22 protein-coding genes are annotated in these 21,836 nt (G+C 42.8%); 10 read left to right on the forward strand and 12 right to left on the reverse strand.

What is annotated here, in order from left to right:
• Positions 1-10 precede the first annotated feature (10 nt).
• Together ACE3JL_RS05745 and ACE3JL_RS05750 are read left to right on the forward strand one after the other, a co-directional pair.
• The gene (locus ACE3JL_RS05745) at positions 11-262 is read left to right on the forward strand and encodes a hypothetical protein (RefSeq protein WP_002742221.1); all 252 of its coding nucleotides are present in this window, start codon (positions 11-13) and stop codon (positions 260-262) included.
• Positions 263-310: 48 nt separating this feature from the next.
• Positions 311-499 carry a hypothetical protein gene (locus tag ACE3JL_RS05750; RefSeq protein WP_271988631.1) on the forward strand — a complete coding sequence of 63 codons (189 nt, stop codon included), beginning with the start codon at positions 311-313 and terminating at the stop codon, positions 497-499.
• Here the strand turns inward: ACE3JL_RS05750 and ACE3JL_RS05755 are convergent.
• From ACE3JL_RS05755 to ACE3JL_RS05770, 4 genes are all read right to left on the reverse strand, one after another.
• Positions 469-1,452 carry a methyltransferase domain-containing protein gene (locus ACE3JL_RS05755; RefSeq protein WP_375329039.1) on the reverse strand — a complete coding sequence of 328 codons (984 nt, stop codon included), beginning with the start codon at positions 1,450-1,452 and terminating at the stop codon, positions 469-471. The genes ACE3JL_RS05750 and ACE3JL_RS05755 overlap by 31 nt on opposite strands.
• 177 nt (positions 1,453-1,629) lie before the next feature.
• On the reverse strand, positions 1,630-1,869 hold the full coding sequence (locus ACE3JL_RS05760) for a FeoC-like transcriptional regulator (RefSeq protein WP_271988620.1): 240 nt from the start codon (positions 1,867-1,869) through the stop codon (positions 1,630-1,632).
• Positions 1,870-2,208: 339 nt separating this feature from the next.
• A complete protein-coding gene (feoB, locus tag ACE3JL_RS05765; protein WP_375329040.1) occupies positions 2,209-4,533 on the reverse strand; it encodes a Fe(2+) transporter permease subunit FeoB in 2,325 nt (774 codons plus the stop codon).
• Between the two features lie 42 nt (positions 4,534-4,575).
• Positions 4,576-5,211 (reverse strand): FeoA family protein, encoded by a 636-nt coding sequence (locus ACE3JL_RS05770; RefSeq protein WP_002742205.1) that lies wholly within the window; start codon positions 5,209-5,211, stop codon positions 4,576-4,578.
• A 165-nt stretch (positions 5,212-5,376) separates the two neighbouring features.
• On the opposite strand from ACE3JL_RS05770, the gene ACE3JL_RS05775 reads away from it, so the two are divergent.
• Together ACE3JL_RS05775 and ACE3JL_RS05780 are read left to right on the forward strand one after the other, a co-directional pair.
• Positions 5,377-5,535: a hypothetical protein gene (locus ACE3JL_RS05775; RefSeq protein WP_271988624.1), complete on the forward strand. Its 159-nt coding sequence runs from the start codon at positions 5,377-5,379 to the stop codon at positions 5,533-5,535.
• Between the two features lie 267 nt (positions 5,536-5,802).
• Positions 5,803-7,677 carry an ABC transporter ATP-binding protein gene (locus ACE3JL_RS05780; protein WP_271988625.1) on the forward strand — a complete coding sequence of 625 codons (1,875 nt, stop codon included), beginning with the start codon at positions 5,803-5,805 and terminating at the stop codon, positions 7,675-7,677.
• On the opposite strand, the gene ACE3JL_RS05785 is transcribed toward ACE3JL_RS05780, so the two are convergent.
• The gene (locus tag ACE3JL_RS05785; RefSeq protein ID WP_271988626.1) at positions 7,670-9,067 is read right to left on the reverse strand and encodes an amidase; all 1,398 of its coding nucleotides are present in this window, start codon (positions 9,065-9,067) and stop codon (positions 7,670-7,672) included. The genes ACE3JL_RS05780 and ACE3JL_RS05785 overlap by 8 nt on opposite strands.
• 135 nt (positions 9,068-9,202) lie before the next feature.
• Between ACE3JL_RS05785 and pyrR the strand changes: the two genes are divergently transcribed.
• Positions 9,203-9,736: a bifunctional pyr operon transcriptional regulator/uracil phosphoribosyltransferase PyrR gene (gene pyrR / locus ACE3JL_RS05790; RefSeq protein WP_002769862.1), complete on the forward strand. Its 534-nt coding sequence runs from the start codon at positions 9,203-9,205 to the stop codon at positions 9,734-9,736.
• Positions 9,737-9,920: 184 nt separating this feature from the next.
• On the opposite strand, the gene ACE3JL_RS05795 is transcribed toward pyrR, so the two are convergent.
• From ACE3JL_RS05795 to ACE3JL_RS05805, 3 genes are all read right to left on the reverse strand, one after another.
• Positions 9,921-10,703 (reverse strand): endonuclease/exonuclease/phosphatase family protein, encoded by a 783-nt coding sequence (locus tag ACE3JL_RS05795; RefSeq protein WP_271988628.1) that lies wholly within the window; start codon positions 10,701-10,703, stop codon positions 9,921-9,923.
• Positions 10,704-10,831: 128 nt separating this feature from the next.
• Positions 10,832-12,448 carry an ABC transporter substrate-binding protein gene (locus ACE3JL_RS05800; protein ID WP_271988629.1) on the reverse strand — a complete coding sequence of 539 codons (1,617 nt, stop codon included), beginning with the start codon at positions 12,446-12,448 and terminating at the stop codon, positions 10,832-10,834.
• A gap of 456 nt (positions 12,449-12,904) precedes the next feature.
• Positions 12,905-13,444, reverse strand: a complete 540-nt coding sequence (locus tag ACE3JL_RS05805; RefSeq protein WP_271991148.1) for a pentapeptide repeat-containing protein — start codon at positions 13,442-13,444, stop codon at positions 12,905-12,907.
• A 69-nt stretch (positions 13,445-13,513) separates the two neighbouring features.
• On the opposite strand from ACE3JL_RS05805, the gene ACE3JL_RS05810 reads away from it, so the two are divergent.
• Positions 13,514-14,131 (forward strand): DedA family protein, encoded by a 618-nt coding sequence (locus ACE3JL_RS05810; protein ID WP_271991162.1) that lies wholly within the window; start codon positions 13,514-13,516, stop codon positions 14,129-14,131.
• 164 nt (positions 14,132-14,295) lie between these two features.
• Positions 14,296-15,066 (forward strand): FkbM family methyltransferase, encoded by a 771-nt coding sequence (locus tag ACE3JL_RS05815; protein ID WP_271991151.1) that lies wholly within the window; start codon positions 14,296-14,298, stop codon positions 15,064-15,066.
• Positions 15,067-15,094: 28 nt separating this feature from the next.
• On the opposite strand, the gene ACE3JL_RS05820 is transcribed toward ACE3JL_RS05815, so the two are convergent.
• The 4 genes from ACE3JL_RS05820 to menB form a co-directional block, all read right to left on the reverse strand.
• On the reverse strand, positions 15,095-16,180 hold the full coding sequence (locus ACE3JL_RS05820; RefSeq protein ID WP_271991155.1) for a glycosyltransferase family 4 protein: 1,086 nt from the start codon (positions 16,178-16,180) through the stop codon (positions 15,095-15,097).
• A gap of 272 nt (positions 16,181-16,452) precedes the next feature.
• Complete coding sequence (locus tag ACE3JL_RS05825) at positions 16,453-16,755, reverse strand: RNA-binding protein (protein ID WP_004161448.1); 303 nt, start codon at positions 16,753-16,755, stop codon at positions 16,453-16,455.
• 258 nt (positions 16,756-17,013) lie between these two features.
• Positions 17,014-17,898 carry a PEP-CTERM sorting domain-containing protein gene (locus ACE3JL_RS05830; RefSeq protein ID WP_110579382.1) on the reverse strand — a complete coding sequence of 295 codons (885 nt, stop codon included), beginning with the start codon at positions 17,896-17,898 and terminating at the stop codon, positions 17,014-17,016.
• Positions 17,899-18,170: 272 nt separating this feature from the next.
• Positions 18,171-19,004, reverse strand: a complete 834-nt coding sequence (gene menB, locus ACE3JL_RS05835; RefSeq protein ID WP_271991164.1) for a 1,4-dihydroxy-2-naphthoyl-CoA synthase — start codon at positions 19,002-19,004, stop codon at positions 18,171-18,173.
• Positions 19,005-19,179: 175 nt separating this feature from the next.
• Between menB and ACE3JL_RS05840 the strand changes: the two genes are divergently transcribed.
• From ACE3JL_RS05840 to ACE3JL_RS05850, 3 genes are all read left to right on the forward strand, one after another.
• Positions 19,180-19,653 carry a CRR6 family NdhI maturation factor gene (locus ACE3JL_RS05840; protein ID WP_271991158.1) on the forward strand — a complete coding sequence of 158 codons (474 nt, stop codon included), beginning with the start codon at positions 19,180-19,182 and terminating at the stop codon, positions 19,651-19,653.
• Between the two features lie 94 nt (positions 19,654-19,747).
• Entirely contained in the window at positions 19,748-20,956 is a 1,209-nt protein-coding gene (locus tag ACE3JL_RS05845; RefSeq protein ID WP_271991160.1) for a 4-hydroxy-3-methylbut-2-enyl diphosphate reductase, read from the forward strand.
• 329 nt (positions 20,957-21,285) lie between these two features.
• Complete coding sequence (locus tag ACE3JL_RS05850) at positions 21,286-21,771, forward strand: DsrE family protein (protein WP_271988379.1); 486 nt, start codon at positions 21,286-21,288, stop codon at positions 21,769-21,771.
• The last annotated feature ends 65 nt before the right edge of the window (positions 21,772-21,836 follow it).

The following is a 21,836-nucleotide window of genomic DNA, read 5'->3' on the forward strand; positions in this document are numbered from 1 at the left end:
AGATAAACCTATGGCGATTATTCACTGGGATAAATCGATTCTGACTTTTCATCTCAAAGAAATTATCGAAGATCACGAATCAGGAGATCGAACGGCTCTCTTTGGTTTGGGAACAATTGTTATCGGTGCGGTTGTGCTGCCAGCTGCGGTCAAATTAGGCCGACCAATTCTCAAACAAATTATCAAAAGTGGCCTATCTCTCCAAGCTCGATCGTCACTAATCAAAACTCCTACTATTCCCCACAACCCGATCAATAATTAATTGGATTGCCTCTAGTTAGGGTTTGTGGCAAAAAGTTTTTCCTGTGGGGTGTGGGGTTTTATCGATTTTGAGGGGGTCAATTACCTAATTTTCAGGGAAAAAGTCCAGGAATTTTCCCCCCGATCACTCCAATGGTTGGGACTTTTTGAGGAAAAAAAAGTCCAAAAGTCTTACCCAATAAGATTTTTAGATTTATTCAGCAAACCCTACATAACTGAGGTAAGAGACTCTTGCTGACTTGGTTGCAGATGGGATTGAGCGCGAACAGCGCGGAACATCCCAAAACGACATAAACCCGTGCCAAAGGCCAAACGCATCAGCAGAATTGTCGGCACTTCTCGGACGGATTTAAGCAACCCAGTTAGACCAAATTGCCACCAACCTTGGGGACGAATCACCCCCTGCCAAATGGTATCAATCCAAGAGGGTAGAGTGGCTGTTGTCCAGTCAGCAGTCATCACTTCCCCATCTACCAATCCCGTGGCCGCTAACTGTTCGGCAAAACCTTCGATGCTGGCAAAAGCGGGGTGAGACCACTGATCCAAAAGTTGGCGCATGACGGGACGTTCCCAGAAATTAAGCGGTTTTTGACGGTCATCTCGCTGATTCCAGTCCGCTACCACCAGGACTCCCCCTGGTTTGAGAACTCGCAGTAATTCCCCAGCAAAAACGGCTTTGTCCGGCATATGGGGACCGGCTTCAATTGACCAGACCACATCAAAACTCTCGTCAGGAAAAGAAAGGTCCATGGCATCATCGACCAAAAAGCGAGCATTTAAATCTGGGGGTGTTAGTTCTTTGGCCCGTGCCACTTGTTTGGGACTAATGGTGACACCGGTAACGGCAAATCCGTAGTCGCGGGCCAGAATGCGACTGCTGCCACCAATACCACAACCGACATCAAGGAGAGTTGCACCGGCGGGTAGTTTATCCAAACCTCCCCAAGAGACCATTTCCGCCACAAAGTCGGCTTTTGCCGCTAGAAAGTCTTTTTTTTCTGGTGGGGAACCGTAGTGACCTAAATGGATGTGTTCCCCCCAATAATATTCTAAAATGCCGTCCTCGGTCCATTGGTCGTAGGAATTGGCCACCGAGTCCGACGATTGGTACTTGCGAGAGGAAACAAAATAGACGACGATAGCGATCGCTAGGAGTAACCCTAAAGATGATGTCACCAAAAGTATATTCATTCAATCCTGCTGGGCAAACTGACACAAAGCTTAATAACTCTTAAAGATTATACAACTTTGAGGTTCTGCGGGTTGAGTGACTTTGGTTCCTCGCCAGAAATTAACTATCCCAGTTGAAAGCGACTGATAATAGAGCAGTTATCTTAATGGTGAGATCACCTCTGTAGTATTAAACTTTTAGTTGTTTGCTCCTGTGGAATTGCCCTCAATCCATTCGTAAAAAGCCATAGATTCCGGGGAACAACGGCTGCATCCTCCGCATTTTTCTAGGGAAATCAGACGAATTCGCCCTTTTTTTAGCAAGCGATCGAGCATGGGACTTAGGGCATCCGCTGACATCCGAAAGTGTTTGGATAAGTCAGCCAGAGATGCTTTCTGATTTTTGGCAAGATAAGCCTGTATATCGGTTAAAATCATCTTTTCAAATAAAGTTGGGGGAATGGGAAATGGGGAAGTGGGGAAGTGGGGAGGGAGCATCTCAACTTTGCAATAAGCATAAATACTTAGTAGAAAAATAGGCTTTTCGAGGGTAATTCTTGTTTTAATTCTCCATGTACGCGGTCTTTAAAAGCCTCTATTTCGTTCCAAGACACGATTAAGAGTGGCTTTTAGGCTAAGTATAATTACTCATCGCGTAAGTGAGATGCTCCCAGTGGGGAGTGGGGAGTGGGGAAGTGGGGAAGTGGGGAAATTTTAACTAAAACCCTAAACCCCCAAAACCCTAAAACCCCAAAACCTGACCACTGATAACTGAAATTAAATTGCGGGACGGTTGATTTTTCGGGGAGGGAGATTTTTTAAGGTGAATAAAACCCCGACTACGGTTAAACCCATCAAGACTATCCAAAAGAGAGAAAATCCCGGATGTCGAGAAAAAGTGGCGATTTGATAGAAGGAAGTGGCAACAATATAGGCCATTCCTGTGGTCCAGAGGGCAATAAAAACAGTCCAACCGGCATTAGTTTCGCGATATACGGCCGATGTGGCCGAAACACAGGGAAAATAGAGCAGAACAAACAAAAGATAGGCAAAAGCACCCGCTTGACCATCAAATCTTTTCGCCATCGCTCCAAAGATTCCTAAATCTACCTCTTGCTTCTCGGCAGCCGTTTTTTGATCTTGCAGGTCACCAATATTCAAACCCAAGGGATCAAGTAATTGATTGGGTAATTGCGCTAAATTGGCGGGAATAGTGGCGATAGCTGCCTTAATTTGCCCCCAAAAGTCGAATTTTTTGGCTGCTACCCCCTGATTAGGGTTATCTTCCCCCGCTAGTTGGCTGTAAATTGAGTTTAATGTGCCTACCATCGCTTCTTTGGCAAAAACTCCCGTAAAAATGCCCACCGTTGCCGGCCAATTTTGCTGCTCTAGTCCCATGGGTGAGAAAATAGGAGTTACAGCTTTACTGGTGGCACTTAAAACCGATCGCTCGCTGTCTTGATTACCAAAAGAACCATCAAAACTGACGGAGTTGAGTAGTCCCAAAATCATCACCATTAAAACGATAATTCGTCCAGCTTTCCATAAAAACGCTTGCAGACGTTCCCAAGTGCGAATTAAAACCCCTTTTAGACGCGGTAGATGATAGGGAGGCAATTCCATAATAAAGTGACTGACTTCTCCCTTGAGTAGGGTTTTTTTCATCACCAATCCCGTCAAAATAGCGGCGAGAATTCCTAAGATGTAAAGACCAAAAACGATGTTTTGACCACCTATGGGGAAAAAAGCCGCCGCAAATAGGGCATAAACAGGTAATCTGGCCCCACAGGACATAAAAGGGTTCATCATAATCGTCATTAAACGATCGCGAGAATTTTCCAGAGTCCTGGTGGCCATAATTGCCGGCACATTGCAACCAAATCCCACTAGCATGGGAACAAAGGATTTACCCGGCAATCCCACCAAACGCATCAATCGGTCCATGACGAAGGCTGCCCGGGCCATATAGCCAGAATCCTCTAAAATTGACAAAAAGAGGAACATAAAGCCAATTACGGGGATAAAAGTGGTGACGGTTTGCACACCTCCCCCCGCCCCATCAGCGAGCAGAGCAATTAGCCAACCCGGGGTATGGATTGTTTGTAAAACTTGGGCAAAACCATCGACAAAGATAGTCTGGGCAGTTAAATCGAAGAAATCGATAAAGGCAGCACTAACATTGATGGTAAACAAGAACATTAGGTACATTACGCCCAAAAATATCGGAATTCCCCACCAGCGATCGAGAACAATCCGATCAAGGCGATCAGACATGGTATCATTTATCTGTCCAGTCCGTTGAGTGGCTCCCTGGGTAACTTGTTGAATAAAGCCATAACGAGTATCAGCAATTAAAATATCAAGGTCTTCCCCTAAAACTTGGTGTATTTGTCGTCTATGCTTGACGATAATGCTTAATAGTTCCTGGGAGCGCAATTCTGGGGCGATGCGATCCTCGTATTGCAGTAGGTTTAAAGCAGTCCATCTTGGCTCAACGATCCTTTTACTGCTATGGTCGTCAATGTAGGCAACAATCTCGTTAAGAGCTTCCTCAATTACCGCAGGATAAGCGACATAAGCGGCAGTATGGCTAATATTACTGACTAATTCCCCAATTTTTTGCTTTAATTCTCCGATTCCTTCCCCTTTAACCGCACTAATCGGCACGACAATTGCATCCATGCGAACGCTTAAGAGTTGCGGATTAACCAGAATACCCCTAGTTTTGGCCACATCCATCATATTTAGGGCAATCAACATCGGTAAACGCATCTCCATGATTTGGGTAGTCAGGTAGAGATTCCGCTCTAAATTAGAAGCATCGACGATATTAATCACTAAATCCGCCTCTCCTGACAGCAGATAGTCCCTAGCGACTAATTCATCCATTCCCGTTTCCCCTTCTTCCACATCGAGGGAATAGACTCCGGGTAAATCCACAAGGGTGATATCTTCCCCGTTAACTTGAAATCGTCCCTCTTTGCGATCGACTGTTACTCCCGGCCAGTTGCCGGTCCGTTGATTGGCCCCTGTGAGAGCATTAAAAAGGGTAGTTTTGCCACAGTTAGGATTGCCAATTAAGGCGATAATCGGTTTGACCATAATTTAGGATATTAAGTGACGAATAAGCTGAGATGATTAAATTTAGCTTTCTGGGTCTATTTCTTCGACGATTAAAGCGTCTGCCTCCTGTTTACGCAGACTGAGATGAAATCCCCGCACTTGAATCTCGACAGGATCCCCCAAAGGTGCCACACGAATGACGGTAAACTCTGTCCCCGGAGTTAATCCCATTGATAACAATTTTCCTTTGTATCCTCGTAATGCTCGGTCATAACCGACGACTTTACCCGCTTTTCCTATGGGTATCTCCCGCAGAAATGTTCTTACTTCAGGTAGGTCTTTTTTGGGTTCCAGTTTTTTCGGTTGACTGTCACTAACGAGGATTTTTTCGGCCATTTCTGCCCCGATACCAATACGATTGTCTTGAATGGCAATTAAAACTGACCCCCTTGGTTGGGAACTAATGACCTGTAATTGAATACCGGGGTTTAATCCCATACCTAGTAGTCGATTAATCCCTCCCGTCCCCTGAAATCCCGCTAACCAGACGGTTTTTCCCATTTCCACTTGTGCTAAAGGATAAGTGGCAGCCAAGTCATTACCCCGGGGAGTGACATTATCTAATTCTGCCTCTGTACCGCCCCAATAGGAGAATTGGTCGTCTTTTTGCCAGTTTTCTGGTTTTTCTGGTTCATTAGCTCTAATTTTATCGTCCATGCTTTTCTTATCTCCAAAGGTAATGAAGGTCTTTCATTCAAGAGTGACAATAATTTCTTGATAGCTCATCGAGTTTACTGAAGTAGCCAAAAGGTGAGAACTGCGCTAACGTCAGCCTCAGTCAACGGTTTTTGAACTGTCTCAGAATTGCGATCGCTATAATAAATGCTAATTATTCTCAATTACCAGTGTAATCCCAAAGGGGAGACAGAAAAGAAAAATATTTCTTTAAAAAAATCACCAGTCTCTGGTAAATGGCGATCGCTGAGGGACGAAAATATTCTTAATGCCGAAAAATTCGGCTCTCTTGGGTTTGGTGGGTAAAATGTATTCTAAGATACAGTCCTGCTGGCGGTCGCAACGCGCTCGCTACGCGAGACCGAGTGGAAGGAACCACAGAGACACAAAGGACACAGAGATCGATCACTACTATATAAGTTAAACTTATCACACAAAGAATAAGAGAGCCAAAATTCTCTCTTGCAAGGGAGATTCCCCCAGCTATCTACCAATTAATTGCACCCAGCGACTGGGAACAGAAAAAGCTATATTTAATAAGTAAATCGAATCTGTCTTTCTGTTTAAAGACCTATGGATAACAAAATTCTCGACGTTCACCATCTCACCGTTGAATTTTCCAATCAGAAAAGAACAACAGTCGCCGTTAATAACATTAGTTTTAGCTTGCAGAAAGGTCAAGTTCTCGGTTGTGTGGGGGAGTCGGGTTCAGGAAAATCTGTCACCTCCCTCGCACTCATGGGATTGGTTCCCTCTCCGGGGAAAATTACCGGGGGAGAAATTTGCTTTCGTCCGGCAAAAGGTCAGTCAATGCAAGCAGTAGATTTATTATCTATTCCTCCGGAAGAATTGCGTTATTATCGCGGGGGAGAAATGGCGATGATTTTCCAAGAACCCATGAGTTCTCTTAATCCAGTGTATAACATCGAGTTTCAAATTACCGAAGCCATTTTACTGCATCAAAAAGTCAGCACTGAACAGGCAAAAAATCAAGCCATCTCTCTACTGCAAGAAGTGCGCTTATTACCCAGTGATGAACAGTTAGAGGAGAAGTATATAGAAACTTTTCCCTTAGAAAATAAGGGTCATGTCAGGGAAAAAATTAGAACTTATATTCAGGAACAAAAAGAGGCAATTCTCAAGCGTTATCCCCACGAATTATCGGGGGGACAATTACAAAGGGTAATGATTGCCATGGCGATTTCTTGTAATCCTACCCTATTAATTGCCGATGAACCAACCACCGCTTTAGATGTGACTGTCCAAGCAGAAATATTAAGATTATTACGCGATTTATGTAAAAGTGATCGAGAAATGTCGATGGTTTTTATCTCCCACGATTTAGGAGTTATTAACGAAATTGCCGATCAAATTGTCGTAATGTATCAAGGAGAAATTGTCGAACAGGGAACTAAAGAAGAAGTATTAAATTATCCCCAACATCCCTACACAAAAGGTTTACTTGCCTGTCGTCCCCGCTTAAACTCTCGTCCCGAAAAATTGCCCACCGTCAGCGATTTTTTACAAGTGGAAAAAGACTCCGAAGGTAAGATTATTGAACTACAGGAAATTACTCCACCAGCAGTTAAATTTATTACTCTCCAAGAAGAAGAAAGCAGAATCGAAGGTTTACAACATCACGAGAATATTTTATCAGTAGAAAATTTATCCGTTAGATTTCCAGTTAAGGGAGTTTTCGGGCAAGTAAAGACCTTTTTTAATGCCGTAGATCAGATCAGTTTTGCCGTTAAACAGGGGGAAACCCTCGGTTTAGTCGGTGAGTCGGGCTGCGGAAAATCCACCTTAGCAAGGACAATTCTGCGCTTAATTCCTGCCACTTCTGGAAATATCTATTTCCGAGGAGAAAATCTCGCTAAATTAAACCCCAGTGAGCCAAAATTAAGATCACTACGCCGGGAATTACAGATAGTTTTTCAGAATCCCTACAACTCCCTAAATCCCCGTTTATCCATTGGTAAAGCAATTTTAGAACCGATGATTATTCATCATACCGGCGGCAATTCCCAAAAGCGACGGCAACGAGTAGAATATTTATTAGAACGAGTTAAACTTGATCCTAATTGGTTCGATCGCTATCCCCATCAATTATCGGGAGGACAACGACAAAGGGTTTGTATTGCTCGCGCTTTAGCCTTAAATCCTCAGTTTATTATCTGTGATGAATCTGTCTCTGCTTTAGATGTTTCTGTGCAAGCGGGAGTCTTAAATTTACTCAAAGAATTACAGCAGGAATTTAATCTAACTTATATCTTTATTTCCCACGATTTAAGTGTTGTCAGATTTATGAGCGATCGAATTATGGTGATGAATAAAGGTAAAATTGAGGAAATTGGTACAGCTAACGAAATTATCAACTCTCCCCAAAGCGATTACACCCGTAAGCTTATCGCTTCTATTCCCCAATTTACCGAAAGTCTTGCTAGTTAAAATTAGCAGTCAAACTGAAAGGATTAGCTGCCTCTAATTGTGCCGATAAACCTAACAAAGTGATTTCATCAGCAGGTTTACCCACTAACTGAATTCCCACAGGTAAACCCTGACTATCCACTCCTGTGGGTAAAGCAATCGCAGGTAAACCACTCGCATTAGCAATAGGAGAAGGTGCAATCCAACGAATCATTCTGTCAACCGCTTCTTGCGGTGGTAAATTTTCCCACTCACCAATTCCGGGAGGTTGATGTAGGAAAATGGGCAAAAGTAAGACATCAAAATTATCAAACATCGCCACAATTTGCCTCGAAATAACGTGCATCTGCTGGACTGCTTGCAGGTACTCCCCCGCGCTGCCAGAATTCTCTAATAACCATTGGTTAAGGGGACTTAATAACTGCTTGGGAATTCCTGTCGCTGCCGTTCCCGCTTGCCAAATACAGCGAAAAGGAGCGATTAAAGCCTGTAAATCGGGGGAATATTCGGTTAAATGATGCCCCATACCCTCTAAAATTTTAGCCGTAGCGAGGACAGCATTTTTATAAACGGAAGCCGCCTCACCGAAGGGGGATATGGAAGTAGAAAAAGCGATTCTCAGGGGTTTTACGCCTCTCTGAGTGGCTTCTAGGAAAGAAAAGGGCGGATCGGGTAGCCAGTAGGGATCGCCCGTCGTATAGCCCGAAATCACGGTAAGCAGCGCCGCCCCATCTGCCACCGTCTTAGAAAGAGTGCCGTTAGTGGCGATACCGCTTTGAAATTCCCCCACTGGGGCATAGGAAACGCGCCCACGACTGGGTTTTATCCCCACCAAACCGCAACAACCCGCCGGAGTACGAATGGACCCACCACCGTCGGAACCCTGGGCAATCGGGCAGAAACCCGCCGCTACCGCCGCCGCCGCGCCGCCACTGGAACCTCCTGCGGTATAATTGCGGTTGAAGGGGTTACGAGTTGGCAAAAAACCCGGATTTTCGGTGTAGGGAAAGGAACCTAGCTGGGAAGTGGCGGTTTTGCCCAGAAGGATAAAACCCGCCATTTTCATTCTGGTGACGATTCCTTCGTCGTATTGGGCGATATTTCCCTGTAAAGCGGCGACTCCGTAACTAACCGGCATTCCAGCGACGGCATTTAAGTCTTTAATGGCGGTGGGAACTCCAAAAAAAGGCGGTAATTCGGCAGTATCGGTGATTTGACTTAATTGTTCCGTTTGGGTGCTGGCGGTGGCTAGGGCGCTTTCCCCGGCGACATGGACAAAACTACCAATTTGACTGTCAAATTTTTCAATTCTGTCGAGGTATAAATGGGTTAATTCTAGGGGGGAGATTTGTTTAGTGCGAATCAGTTGGGCTAATTCTAGGGCAGATTTTTGCAATAATTCATCACTCATGAGCGATCGAGGTAAAATAAGTAGATGAAAACAATTATATTCTTTAATGATAGAGATGGTTTTAAAGGAAAAAAGAAAAAGTAAAAAAGACCATTACTATAACAATTTCCCTATCCCACCTTGTTTTGGAAAATTATGACCTCACAGTTAATTGAAATTCTCTCGGCTGACGAAATTCGTCGCACTATTACCCGTTTAGCTTCCGAAGTTATCGAAAAAAGTGGCGATTTAAATAACTTGATTTTGATCGGTATCTACACGCGAGGAGTGCCTTTAGCTAATTTAATTGCTAGTCAAATTGAGAGCTTAGAAGGGGTAAAAGTTCCCGTGGGAGCGATCGATATTACCTTCTATCGCGACGATCTCGATCGCATTAAAACCCGCACTCCTGCTAAAACCAAAATGCCCCTAGATGTCACGGGAAAAACTGTGATTTTAGTCGATGATGTTATCTACAAAGGTCGCACAATCCGCGCCGCTTTTAATGCTATTATTGAGTATGGCAGACCGCAAAAAATCCGCTTATTAGTCCTCGTTGATCGTGGTCATCGGGAATTACCAATTCACCCGGATTTTACGGGCAAAAAACTCCCCACTGCAGCCGAGGAACAGGTAAAAGTTTATCTACAAGAGATTGACGGTAAAGATGGAGTGGAATTAATCAAATAAACAGATAATTGGTAACTAATCCCCAGAGCAAAATAAACAGAATTGCTTCGATAATAGCGGCAAAAATAGCAGTTCTTGAGTTTTTTCCTGTTGAAAACACTGAACAAGTTTAACCATCAAATCAACAAAGTGTGCTAAAACTTTTACCCTCTATATATTTGCTAAATACAAAAATAATCTATTTTTATGGCAAGGTAAAAGCAGCAATTACAGGATAATGATCGGAAGGAATAAGATTCAACCAACGAGAACGATCGACTTTTGCCCAATCTAACTGCAAACGGCTATCATAATAAATGGTATCGATGGCTAAATAAGGGGTATCGGTGTAATTATTAAAGCTCATTTGTTCTGATAATTCCAAATCGGCTAAAGCATCCTTTAATTTAATTTCTGACTGGAGAGGTTGAGTTAAAATCTGACGGGGTAATTGCTGAGAATTAACATTAAAATCCCCCGTTAAAAATAGGTAATCTTTTGTTAAATCTAGTTGACAAAAATGCTCCTGTATGCACTTAGCCCCTAAGTCCTTAGCTTTGTCGCTATAGTAATCGAGATGGGTGTTATAAAACTGCAAAGTTTGCCCCTCAAGAGTGCTAAATTTAGCCCCCGTTACCATGCGGGGATAACGATTACCCCAAGCTTCAGTGATACTGCCAATGATATCGGGAGTTTCTGATAGCCAAAATTCGTATATTTCTAAACATTTTAACCGACTTGGTTGATATAAAATCGCACAATGTTCATCTAATCCTGTACCTCTACGATCGCATCCTAAACTTTGGTATTTTGGCAATAGACGGTGTAAATCTAATAATTGATTAGCGCGAGCTTCCTGAGTACCAATTATATCAGGAGAATAGTGAGCAATTAAAGCCGCTACTGCTTCCCTTCTTATTCGCCAATTACGCTCATCAGGATCGGGTTTATCGTAGCGAATATTCAAGGACATTGCTGTTAGTTTCATAGGAAAATGGGGAAGGTAATTATGAATTAGGGAGTGGAGAGTTTTGTCAGTGAACAGTAAACAGTAAACAGTAAACAGTAAACTCACATCTGATAACTGATTCAAGGCTGACTTCTAATAATTAATTATCAGGGTTTTTTGGCGATTGTCCAAAAGGGAAAAGTTTGACTGGGATTAATGATAACTCCCGTGATGCCATGACGAGCAAAAGCGTATTCCTTGGTTTGCCAAAGGGGAATATAAGGAACTTCATCGGCGAGAATTTCTTGAATTTTACCAAAAATTTGCCTTCTTTTGGCTGGGTTACTTTCCCGACGGGATTGGGCAATTAATTCATTCATTTCTTGACTATAAAAAAATGAGCCTTGACTTTGGGATCCTCCCTCTTCGCAGCCAGTTTCTGGAGAACCTTTAGCACAATCTAAAAAGGGATAAATGTAGTTATCTGCATCCAAAAAATCGGGATACCAATTAGATAGAGCAGTGGTATAAAGTCCCCGGCTAATATTACGAAAAAAGGCTGCTCCTAGAATACTATTGGGTTCAAATTGAATCATATTATCTAAATCCCGTTTTGCTAGAGCTTTCATCACTGCTGCCACGCTGCTGGAAGTGATCGATCCCGAGGAGTGCCAAACTTCTACAATTGCGGGGTTTTCTGGACTATAACCAGCAGTTTTTAGTAATTGTTTGGCTTGTTCTATATTATGGTTGCCATAGCGCTCTTTAAACACCGGTTGTGACTCGGAAAAAGTAGTAGGAATGAGACTAAAAAGAGGGATGCCTTGACCTTGTAAAATGCGATCATTAAGTAAATCTCGATCTACTAGAGAAGCAATTGCTTGTCGCACTAAAATATTATCGGTGGGTTCACTTTTGAGATTGACGCTCATAAAGTTAATTGCTGACCCAGAAGATTCGATCGCTTGCCATTTTCCCTGGGCTGCTTCTGTGCGTAATTTTCTCACTTGAGGAGGCAGTAAAGATTGATAGGCAATATCCACCGCTCCCGTCTGAAAACCGTTAAATAAATTGGCAGGATTGGAGAGATAAATTTGCACATTAACTCCCTTATTTTTGGCTGGTTCTCCCCAATAGCGATCAAAGGCTTCTAAACTAAAAGAATCGCTAGTAACTGCTTTTAATCGATAATGTCCTGTGCCGATAAATTCTTCAGGTTTAAATTTACCCTCGCCAATTTGATAAAATTTGGGTGAAACTGCACAGGCTCCGGGATAAGCTAAAAGAGCGGGAAAGGCAGCAAAAGGTTTGGTTAATTTAATAGTAATTTCGTCTTCTTTGCTGGCGGTGATGTTATCAATTGTATCCCGGAGCAGAAAGGAAGGTTCGCCACCATTTTTAATAAATCTTTCTAGGGAAAACTTCATCGCCTCTGCGTTAAAAACCGTGCCATCATGAAAGATAACTCCTCGACGTACTGGGATAGTATAAGTCAAACCATCGGGGCTAATTTTGGGTAATTCCGTGGCTAGGAGAGGCTTTAAATTAGTGGTTCCTTCGGCGTAGGTGTAGAGAGTTTCACCGAGATTATAAATAATAAAAAGTCCCGCTAACTCATAACTATCGGCAGGATCGAGCGAGCGTGGTTTTAGGGTTGTCCCAATTATCAGGCGATCGCTATTCCCTTGGGGTAAATTGGAATTAGTGGACTGACAGCCCACAGTCAGAAGAAGACATAGGCAAAATAAACTTAAATAGCGATAAAGTTGGCGTAAAGGTCTCATCGATGGCTATTAACGGCAGCTAGGTATCAATCAATCCTATCATTTTTGTGCATAATCTTTCCTTCTAGGTTCCCTTAAGGAACTAGGTTGATTGCCTAATTGGTTGGGAAAAATTCTTCAATAACTGCACTGATTACCCAGACAATTAAACTAAATTTTCTGGTGGAGGATGGCAAAAACTTGATCAATTTGACCAAGAGGAAGACCCAAGGCAGCAAAGGGGTTAAATGGTTCAGAATAGCTGGAGACGTGGAGGTAGATAGCAACTGATTAGAAACTCATCTTCTTTTATCTATCAGCCATTTAAGTAAGTAGTTATAATTAAATTGAAGATAGATTTTGCCTCTGATCCCCCCTTAGTCCCCCCTTAGTCCCCCCTTGATAAGGGGGGTGCCGATCCCCCCTTAGTCCCCCCTTGATAAGGGGGGTGTCTGATAATTTTTAACGACTACCTACTTAGGTTAATCCTGTCCCTTCTAAACAAGCTCGATCGAAAATTGCCCCCGTGGTTACTGCCGAGGCTAAACTAGCACAAAGAAGATTGGCATCAGTAAAATTTGTTCCGCGTAAAATCGCCCCGAAAAAAATTGCTTCCTCTAAATCGGTAGCTGACAGATCTGCCCCAGACAGATTAGCGCTAGTAAAATCCGCTTGGGTTAAAATCGCCCCGACAAAACTCGCTCCCCGGCCATCGATACCGCGAAAATCCACCCCAGACAAATCTAGATGATTAAAAACCGCCCCGGCTAAAAAAGCGCCGGCCAAACTTGCCCCAGTCATGATCGCATCAAGGAGAATTGCCCCGCGTAAATCGGCATTACGAAAATCTGCTCCCCTTAAATTTGCCCCTGTCAGGTCAGCACCGCGCAAATTTGCGCGTAAATTCGCCCCTGCTAAGTCTGCACCCGCTAAATCAGCCCCTGACAAGTTCATGCCCGCTAGATCTTTTATCTCACCCCGACGAATTGCTAATAAATCAATACTGGGAAAAGTCATGTTCAGCCACGGTTAAATACTGTAAAAATATCTTAGAATATTCGTAAACCTTTGTTAAGAAAGCGCTCCATGTCCCTAGAGCTATTATCCCTAGAAAATATTGAAGAAATCGCCCACCAATACGGATACTGGGCAGTATTTATCGGTATCACCCTCGAAAATACCGGGATTCCTATCCCAGGAGAAACCATCACCATTGTCGGCGGCTTCCTTGCCGGTAGCGGTGATTTAAACTATTGGTTAGTTTTAGTCAGCGCAATTACAGGAGCAGTTTTGGGCGATAATTTTGGCTATTGGCTCGGTCGCGCTGGAGGTTGGCCGTTTTTGTTAAAAGTTGGCAAATTCTTTCGGATTTCGCCTCAAAAACTAGAATTAGCCAAGGATCAATTTAGTAAAAATGCACCCCGGGCGGTCTTTTTCGGTCGTTTCGTGGCTTTGTTAAGAATCTTTGCAGGTCCCATGGCGGGAATTGCCCGAATGCCCTACGGTCGCTTTTTCCTCTGTAATCTGGGTGGGGCGACGGTGTGGGCGACGATTATGGTGACATTATCTTTCTTTTTAGGCCGTTTGTTCCCCTTGCACCAGTTAGTTAGTTCTATGGCTCGTTTTGGTATCTTGGCTTTAATTATCGTCCTAGCCTGGACAATTATTCACCCCATCCTTGAGTCACGGAAAAAGGTGGCTTAAGTCCGTCATTTCAGTTATCAGTTATCAGCTTTTGAAGGCAACAGGCAAAAGACAGAATCTGACAATTCTCCTACCTAAAAAGAAGGCTTATTACCTGATTCTTGACGGTGAGGGATTCATGGTGTTAATATAATTTTGTCCAAGATTACAAATATACATCAACGGTGATAGCCAAAAAAATTACTTTTTCTAATGGATTGGAATGTTACTACAGTAGTAGCAAAGAGGAAACAGAATACATTTTTTCGGAAATATTTACTGAAAGGCAATATGAAGGCCATAATATCGTCATCAAAGAAGGCGATGTGATCTTTGATGTTGGAGCTAATATCGGTCTATTCTCTATTTTTGTCAAGGGAGTTGAACCAACAGCAAAAGTTTTCGCCTTTGAGCCAATCAAGGCAACTTTTGAGGTTTTGCAAAAAAATATTCATTTGCATTCTTTAGAGGATGTTGTTTTATTTAACTGTGGATTAAGTTCAGAGAATAACCCAGCAAAAATCTTTACTTTTTATCCTAATATGTCTGCTAATTCAACCACAAAGCCAGAGGATACCTTGGCTGAATTAGAAGATATTCAAGTCGATCAGAATTCCCAAAAAATAGAAAATTTGTTTGAAGAGTTTTTCCAAGAAAAAGAACAAGTAGCCTGTGAAGTAAGAACTCTATCTTCCGTAATTAATGAACTCGGTATTGACTCAATCGATTTATTGAAAATTGACGTGGAAGGAGAAGAATACGAAGTATTTGAAAGCATCGAAGCTAAAGACTGGCCAAAAATTAAGCAAATAGTGGCTGAAATTCACGATAAAAAGGGACGCTTAAAGCAAATAAGCCAAATGCTGGCAGACAATGGCTTCAAAGTTCAACTAGAAAAAAGAGAATTACTACCTTTGACATTCGTGGATATTTTCCATTTATACGCTGTGCGTTAGTAGTTGAACTTTTATTCTCAAAGTTAATCTATTTTTCCAGAAAATTGGTTAATAACTGACTGAAACGTTGGGCAATAATCGGCGCATCAAATTCTGAAACTTTTGCTCTACCTGCCTTCCCTAAGGAACGAGCTTTTTCTGGATTGAGAAGCACTTCTGCTAATTTACTGGCCAAATCTTCAGCATCTAAGGGATGGGCTAATAGACCTTGTACACCATCTTCAATCAACTCTGGTGTCGAGGAAGAACGACTGGCGACAATCGGTTTATAACTGGCCATAGCTTCAGCAAAAACTATGCCAAATCCTTCTTGCAGACTAGGTAAACAAAAAACTTGACAATCAAGATATTCTTGAATTAGTTCTTGATAGGAAAGATAGCCGAGAAAAGTAACATTTTGCTCTAAATTGAGTTCTTGTGCCAGACGGCGTAAATTATTCCATTCAGGACCTTTGCTGGCAATTCGTACCTCTACATCAGGTATTTGACGGCGGAGAATTGCGGCGGCGCGGATCAAAGTGGCAACATTTTTGCGGGGATACTGGACACCGACACAAAACACAGTCGGCCTCCTCTGCTCGCCGTTTCTTTCCTCATACTTGACTGAGGCGACCGCTGCATCCCAACCTTTGAGATCAATTAGAGAGTGAACAATTTCGATATTGCCATCATACTGATAAAGTTGCTTGAGTCTAGTACGCGAATACTCACTGATAGAGACGACCAGATCCGCACGATGGACGCTCACTTTCTCGGCCTTTGCCATCAATTCTAAGGAAGTTCGCACCCAACCCCGCTCAAAGGTAGCTTCATCGGCAATAATACCAAGAATATAAACGATAAAAGGGACTTTCAGGCGATCGCTTATGGCGTAACCATCCATATCGTAACCCACCACCACATCATAGTGGTCAAAGCGACGGGGATCGAGTCGCCAATTCCAAAGAAAACGATGCGTCATATAGCCTAACGGCCCCGATGCTTTGGTTGGCGAGAAGACATCAACGATATGACCCTGGGAGCGTAACTCGTTAGTCAGATGGATATTGGTGACGAAAGTACCACTTCCGAGCTTGACATTTTGGGGAGTTGCTGTGATGATTGCTATCTTCATTTTTTGTCAAAGTTTATGGCAGCGGTTGGATGATGATGGGAAAATCAGAACAAATAAGGTGGACAGGAGTAGGTGCGAATCAAATCTTGATTTTTCCTATCTATGAATCTATGGACGAACGGATATCCTCGCGTCCGTTGGCTTTTTTCGTCAAAACGATGAAATATCCCTATGGAGTATTAGGATGTTAGAAAACAAACGCAGATTGATTAATTATCAATAGGAAAGCGGTTATTTGTGATAACCGCTTCTGGAATTTTACAAGAATATCTTTAACGTTCGCGGCGCCCGAAGTTTTTCCGCTCACCGCCGCCACCACCACCAAAATTATCTTCTCTGGGACGAGCTTTGTTGACTTTCATCTGTCGTCCCATCCATTCGGCCCCGTCAAGAGTTTCGATCGCTTTTGCCTCTTCCTCATCGGAGGACATTTCCACAAAACCAAAACCGCGCATTTTACCCGTTGCTTGATCTACGGGCAAGTAAACGCGAACAACCGTGCCGTATTCAGCGAATACGCCCTGCAAGTCCTCTTTCGTGACTTCATAAACCAGATTACCAACGTAAATCGTCATGGATTGTCTCCCAATATCACAGCCATTTCGAGAAGGAGATCGGATACAACCCAGTCAAGGCCATCAGGGAAAAACCACTTCTGTTTGAAACCAATGCTGCTACCGAACCTAACTACTCTCTCTAAACTAGCATAGCTTATCAGTGATCAGTGGGAGTAGGGAGTATTAATAGCATTTTTCTTTATTCGTCGCCCTCTCCCTTTCTGGGAGAGGGCGAGAGCAATTAACCATCTCTGCCATTGCTTGTGAAAAATCGCGTTAGGCGGCATTATCTTGGGAATCTTTCATCCCTAAAGGCCGAGATTTTTTCTTGAATGTGGCCATGGCACCACCAAGAGTTAAAATTGCCAACACTGTGCTAGGCTCTGGTATAGCTTGTGAAGCGATACCGATACTTCTTGCGTTTAAATTAGGTTCAAAGGCTTGTGAAGCGATACCGATATTTTCTATAACGTTTAAATCAGGTTCAAAGGCTTGTGAACCGATGCTTTTTCCGTTTAAATTAAGAGAATCAACAAACCCATCCCCTGCAACTAAACCAGCGGTGTCCAAACGTTCAGAGGTGTCCAAACGTTCAAAGGCTTGTGAAGCGATACCGATATTTTCTATAACGTTTAAATCAGGTTCAAAGGCTTGTGAACCGATGCTTTTTCCGTTTAAATTAAGAGAAGCAACAAACCCATCCCCTGCAACTAAACCATCTGTGTCCAATGACAAGGATAAATAGGCAGCTAGTATATCTGAACGGGTAATTTTGAAGTTAAAGGGTACAAAGCCATTGGTTATAGCAAAAGCATTGGAACCAGCTAAGGTCAGATCAATACCATCTGCTGGGATCGCGCCAGGGGGAGTTGTAAATTTAGAAGAGGATTGTGATGACAATTTTTCAAAGAACAATGTAATTATTATCTTCCCCCGAGGAGTCACAACAATATATATGATCTTGTGAATACGAATTGGTCTTGGTCTTCGAGAATTATCAATTCTGAAACTTAAATCAAAAGTATCGCCAGGCTTAAAAGTAGAAGGCAAAAAGCGAGAAAACTCGCTTTCGTAACTGACGATAGCCGCATCTGCTTTGGCACTACTAAGCAATGCTAAACTGACGCCCAATGCAACACCTAATGCAGGGAGTTTTTTCATGGTGATATGAAGTTGTTGTAAGCCGATGTGAAACGATGATAAGTATTTTTACTTAATCTGTCAAGCAATTTTTATTAAGTTCAATATTTCTGATTGAATATTATTCAATTGATAAGATATATATATGGCATTGAAATTTTAATAGCAATTTCAGCGAGAAGATAGCCTGCGAGCCTGAATCTGAAGCGGCAGCCAAGCTTTTAGCTATCAGCCGTCAGCTTTTTTCTCCCCAACTTCCCACCGATTACTGATTACTGTTTACTGATCACTGATTAGGGCAGCCAAGGATATTGACTAAAATCGGGGGGACGTTTTTCGAGGAAAGCCTGTTTACCTTCGGCTCCTTCGGCGGTCATATAGTAGAGTAAAGTGGCATTACCCGCCAACTCTTGTAAACCCGCTTGACCATCACAATCAGCATTAAAAGCCGATTTTAGGCAACGAATCGCCAAGGGACTTTTTTCGAGAATTTCTAGAGACCATTTAACCCCTTCCTGCTCTAATTCCGCCACCGGGACGACATGGTTAACCAAACCCATTGCCAGAGCTTGTTGGGCGTTATACTGCCGACAGAGAAACCAAATCTCGCGAGCTTTTTTCTGACCCACTACCCTGGCCAGATAACTAGAGCCAAAACCGCCGTCAAAACTGCCCACTTTCGGACCGGTCTGGCCAAAAATGGCGTTATCCGCTGCTAAGGTTAAATCACAAACCAAGTGTAAAACATGACCGCCCCCGACCGCATAACCTGCCACCAGCGCGATAACTACCTTGGGGATAGAGCGAATTAATTTCTGTAAATCCAGCACATTGAGCCGGGGTACGCCATCATCGCCAATATAACCCGCCTGACCGCGCACCGTCTGATCGCCGCCGGAACAAAAAGCATATTTGCCGTCGCTGTGGGGACCTGCACCCGTGAGCAATACTACCCCAATGCGGGCATCCTCGCGAGCATCACAGAAAGCGTCGTAAAGCTCAAAAACTGTCTTCGGACGGAAGGCATTACGCTTATGGGGGCGATTAATGGTAATTTTGGCGATTCCCCCCCATTTATGGTAAAGAATATCCTCGTAAGTTTTTACGGATTGCCATTCAACGCTCATAGTCTCGGTTATAGGCACAGCTTTTTTACCTTACTTCATTTTGTCCCCCACTTGGAAGCAGAATAGTCAAACTTAGTTTTTTTGTCCCGAACGAGAGTATATTCTGAGATAGATCATTATCAATCTAAGGATAAAAAACTGTCATTTCACCCGATATAACCTTTTATTTGCCCTTATGACTGTCAAAATTGCTCTTAAACCCAATCAGATTCAAAATCTCGATCTCTCATCTTTAGAGACTGTTATTCAAGATTATCAGTCGCAAGCAGCGATCGCCAAACTGGAACAAGCTCTACAATTAGAGATAGATTATCCTCGTGCGGAGGGTGATGTGCGGGAATTATCAGAGATACCAGAAGTTAGGCTGTGGTTTCTGCGTTTAGATGCGGTTTATCCTTGGTTAATCTTTATTCTTGACCCAAAACATGGAGAAATCGCTCGCTATGCTGCTATGTTGGTTCCCCATCAATTCCATCGCGGGGAAGGAATTCAATATAACCCCGAAGCTTTAGAGATTTTTGTGATGCAAAAAATCTTTATTTTGTCTGATTGGCTGAAAAGTCAGCAAATTCCCGCTTTATCTCGCTTAAAATTTTTCGCTCAACAGTTTGGTTACGATATCGACGAGGAATTTCTCTCTCGTCTCTAAAGACTCCCCTGGCTGACTAGATAGGGTATTTTAAATATATGGCAAGCTACTGTCTCGCCCAATTTAGCGCCACCAATACCCCTATCAGAGAATCATGGATACAAAATCCTTTAAACGCACCTTACAGCAATCGGATAAATATAACCGCAAGGGATTCGGTCATAAGGACGAAGTGATGGATGCGATGACCAATGAGTATCAAAGCGACCTGATCCAAGAAATTCGTGAAAATAATTATCGTTTACAACGGGGTGACGTGACGATCTATCTCGCTCAAGCTTTTGGTTTTTGTTGGGGGGTAGAACGCGCTGTCGCTATGGCCTACGAAACTCGTCAACATTTTCCCCAGGAACGTCTCTGGATTACTAACGAAATTATTCACAATCCCTCGGTTAATCAGCGTCTGCGTTCCATGGCCGTGGGTTTTATTCCGATGGAAAATGGCCAAAAAGACTTTACTGTGGTGGAATCGGGGGATGTGGTGATTTTACCTGCTTTTGGGGCCAGTGCCTCGGAAATGCAAATCCTTAACGACAAGGGTTGCATGATTGTGGATACCACTTGTCCTTGGGTTTCTAAGGTGTGGAATTCCGTGGAAAAACACAAAAAAAGCGACCACACTTCGATTATTCACGGGAAATATAATCACGAAGAAACGATCGCCACTAGCTCTTTTGCCGGCACCTATCTAATTGTTTTAAATTTGGCTCAAGCTAATTATGTCGCTAATTATATTCTCCACGGTGGCGATAAAAATGAGTTCTTAGAGAAGTTTAAAAATGCCCATTCCCCGGGTTTCGATCCCGATCGCAATCTGGATTATATCGGTATTGCCAATCAAACCACGATGCTGAAAAGTGAAACTGAGGAAATTGGCAAACTTTTCGAGCATACTATGTTGAGAAAGTACGGACCGATCAATTTTAAAGATCATTTTATGAGTTTTAATACCATCTGTGATGCCACTCAAGAGCGTCAAGATGCTATGTTTGAACTGGTGAAAGAACCGCTTTCTTTAATGGTGGTAATTGGTGGTTATAATTCCTCTAATACCACTCACCTACAGGAAATAGCGATCGAGCGTGGTATTCCCTCCTATCATATCGATAGTGCCGAGCGTATTCTCCCTAGTAATCGCATCGAACATAAACCTTTAGGTGGCGATTTAATCATCACTGATAACTGGTTAAATGAGGGAAAAATTATCGTCGGAGTGACTTCCGGTGCTTCCACTCCTGATAAGGTGGTAGAAGAGGTGATCGAGAAAATTTTTGCTCTCAAATCTTCTTTGATCTCTCGTTAATTAGCCTAGGTGTATTAGTCTTTGGCAACGGCTGCATCTCAATTTTAAAGAAATATCTATTTTGGGCGCACTCAGTTTGATAAACTGACTAACCACGGTGCGCCCCTACCATTGATGCAATAATATTTAGGGTCTGCCTCAAAATCGGTAAAACCCTACACCTACGAAAAACTTTTTCAGCAGACCCTAGATAACTGTTGTCTCACTGTATTGTTTTTGTTGTTCGCAACAAAAATTAAAGTTTGACAGGCTGTCTGTTGACAAGATTTTCCAAAAATTATCACAATGTAAAGTGTTTTCATTGTACCTAGCAGCAAGAGGACAAGAAAATGTTGTTAAAATCTCTAACCCTTGGTTCCCTTGTGGGATTATCCTTAGTTACATCTGTCCCAGTCTTGGCAAATCCTGCCGTTTCTCCAGTACAAACTGACGAAGCAATAATTGCTGTCGGTCAACAAAAATCCGGTTTATTTGTTAATTTAACCACCGATGATCCTTGGCGAGCTGCAATGGCCATTGGTGTCGCTACTAATATGCTGAAAAAAGGTCACTCAACCACCATTTTTTTGAATATTACAGGGGTACACCTTGCCGCGACGACAATTCCTCAACACACTAACGGTATCACCGGTAAAACCCTGCAAGCAATGTTAGTAGATTTCATCAGTCAAGGGGGAAAAGTGTTAATTTGTCCTTCCTGTATGAAACAAGCGGCAATAAAACCCGAAGATCTAATTGCTGGTGTGGTGACAAGTTCCCCGGACTCCCTAGAAGCAAATTTATTTAAGGAAACGGTTAAAGTAATTAGCTGGTAAATCGAGCACTTCTAGAGAATCTAGAGGCTGCATCTCGATTTTGTCTGAGATGCAGCCAGATGACT

Origin of the sequence: Microcystis sp. BLCC-F210, from assembly GCF_042134685.1 — a bacterium.
GTDB classification, from domain to species: Bacteria; Cyanobacteriota; Cyanobacteriia; order Cyanobacteriales; family Microcystaceae; genus Microcystis; species Microcystis aeruginosa_D.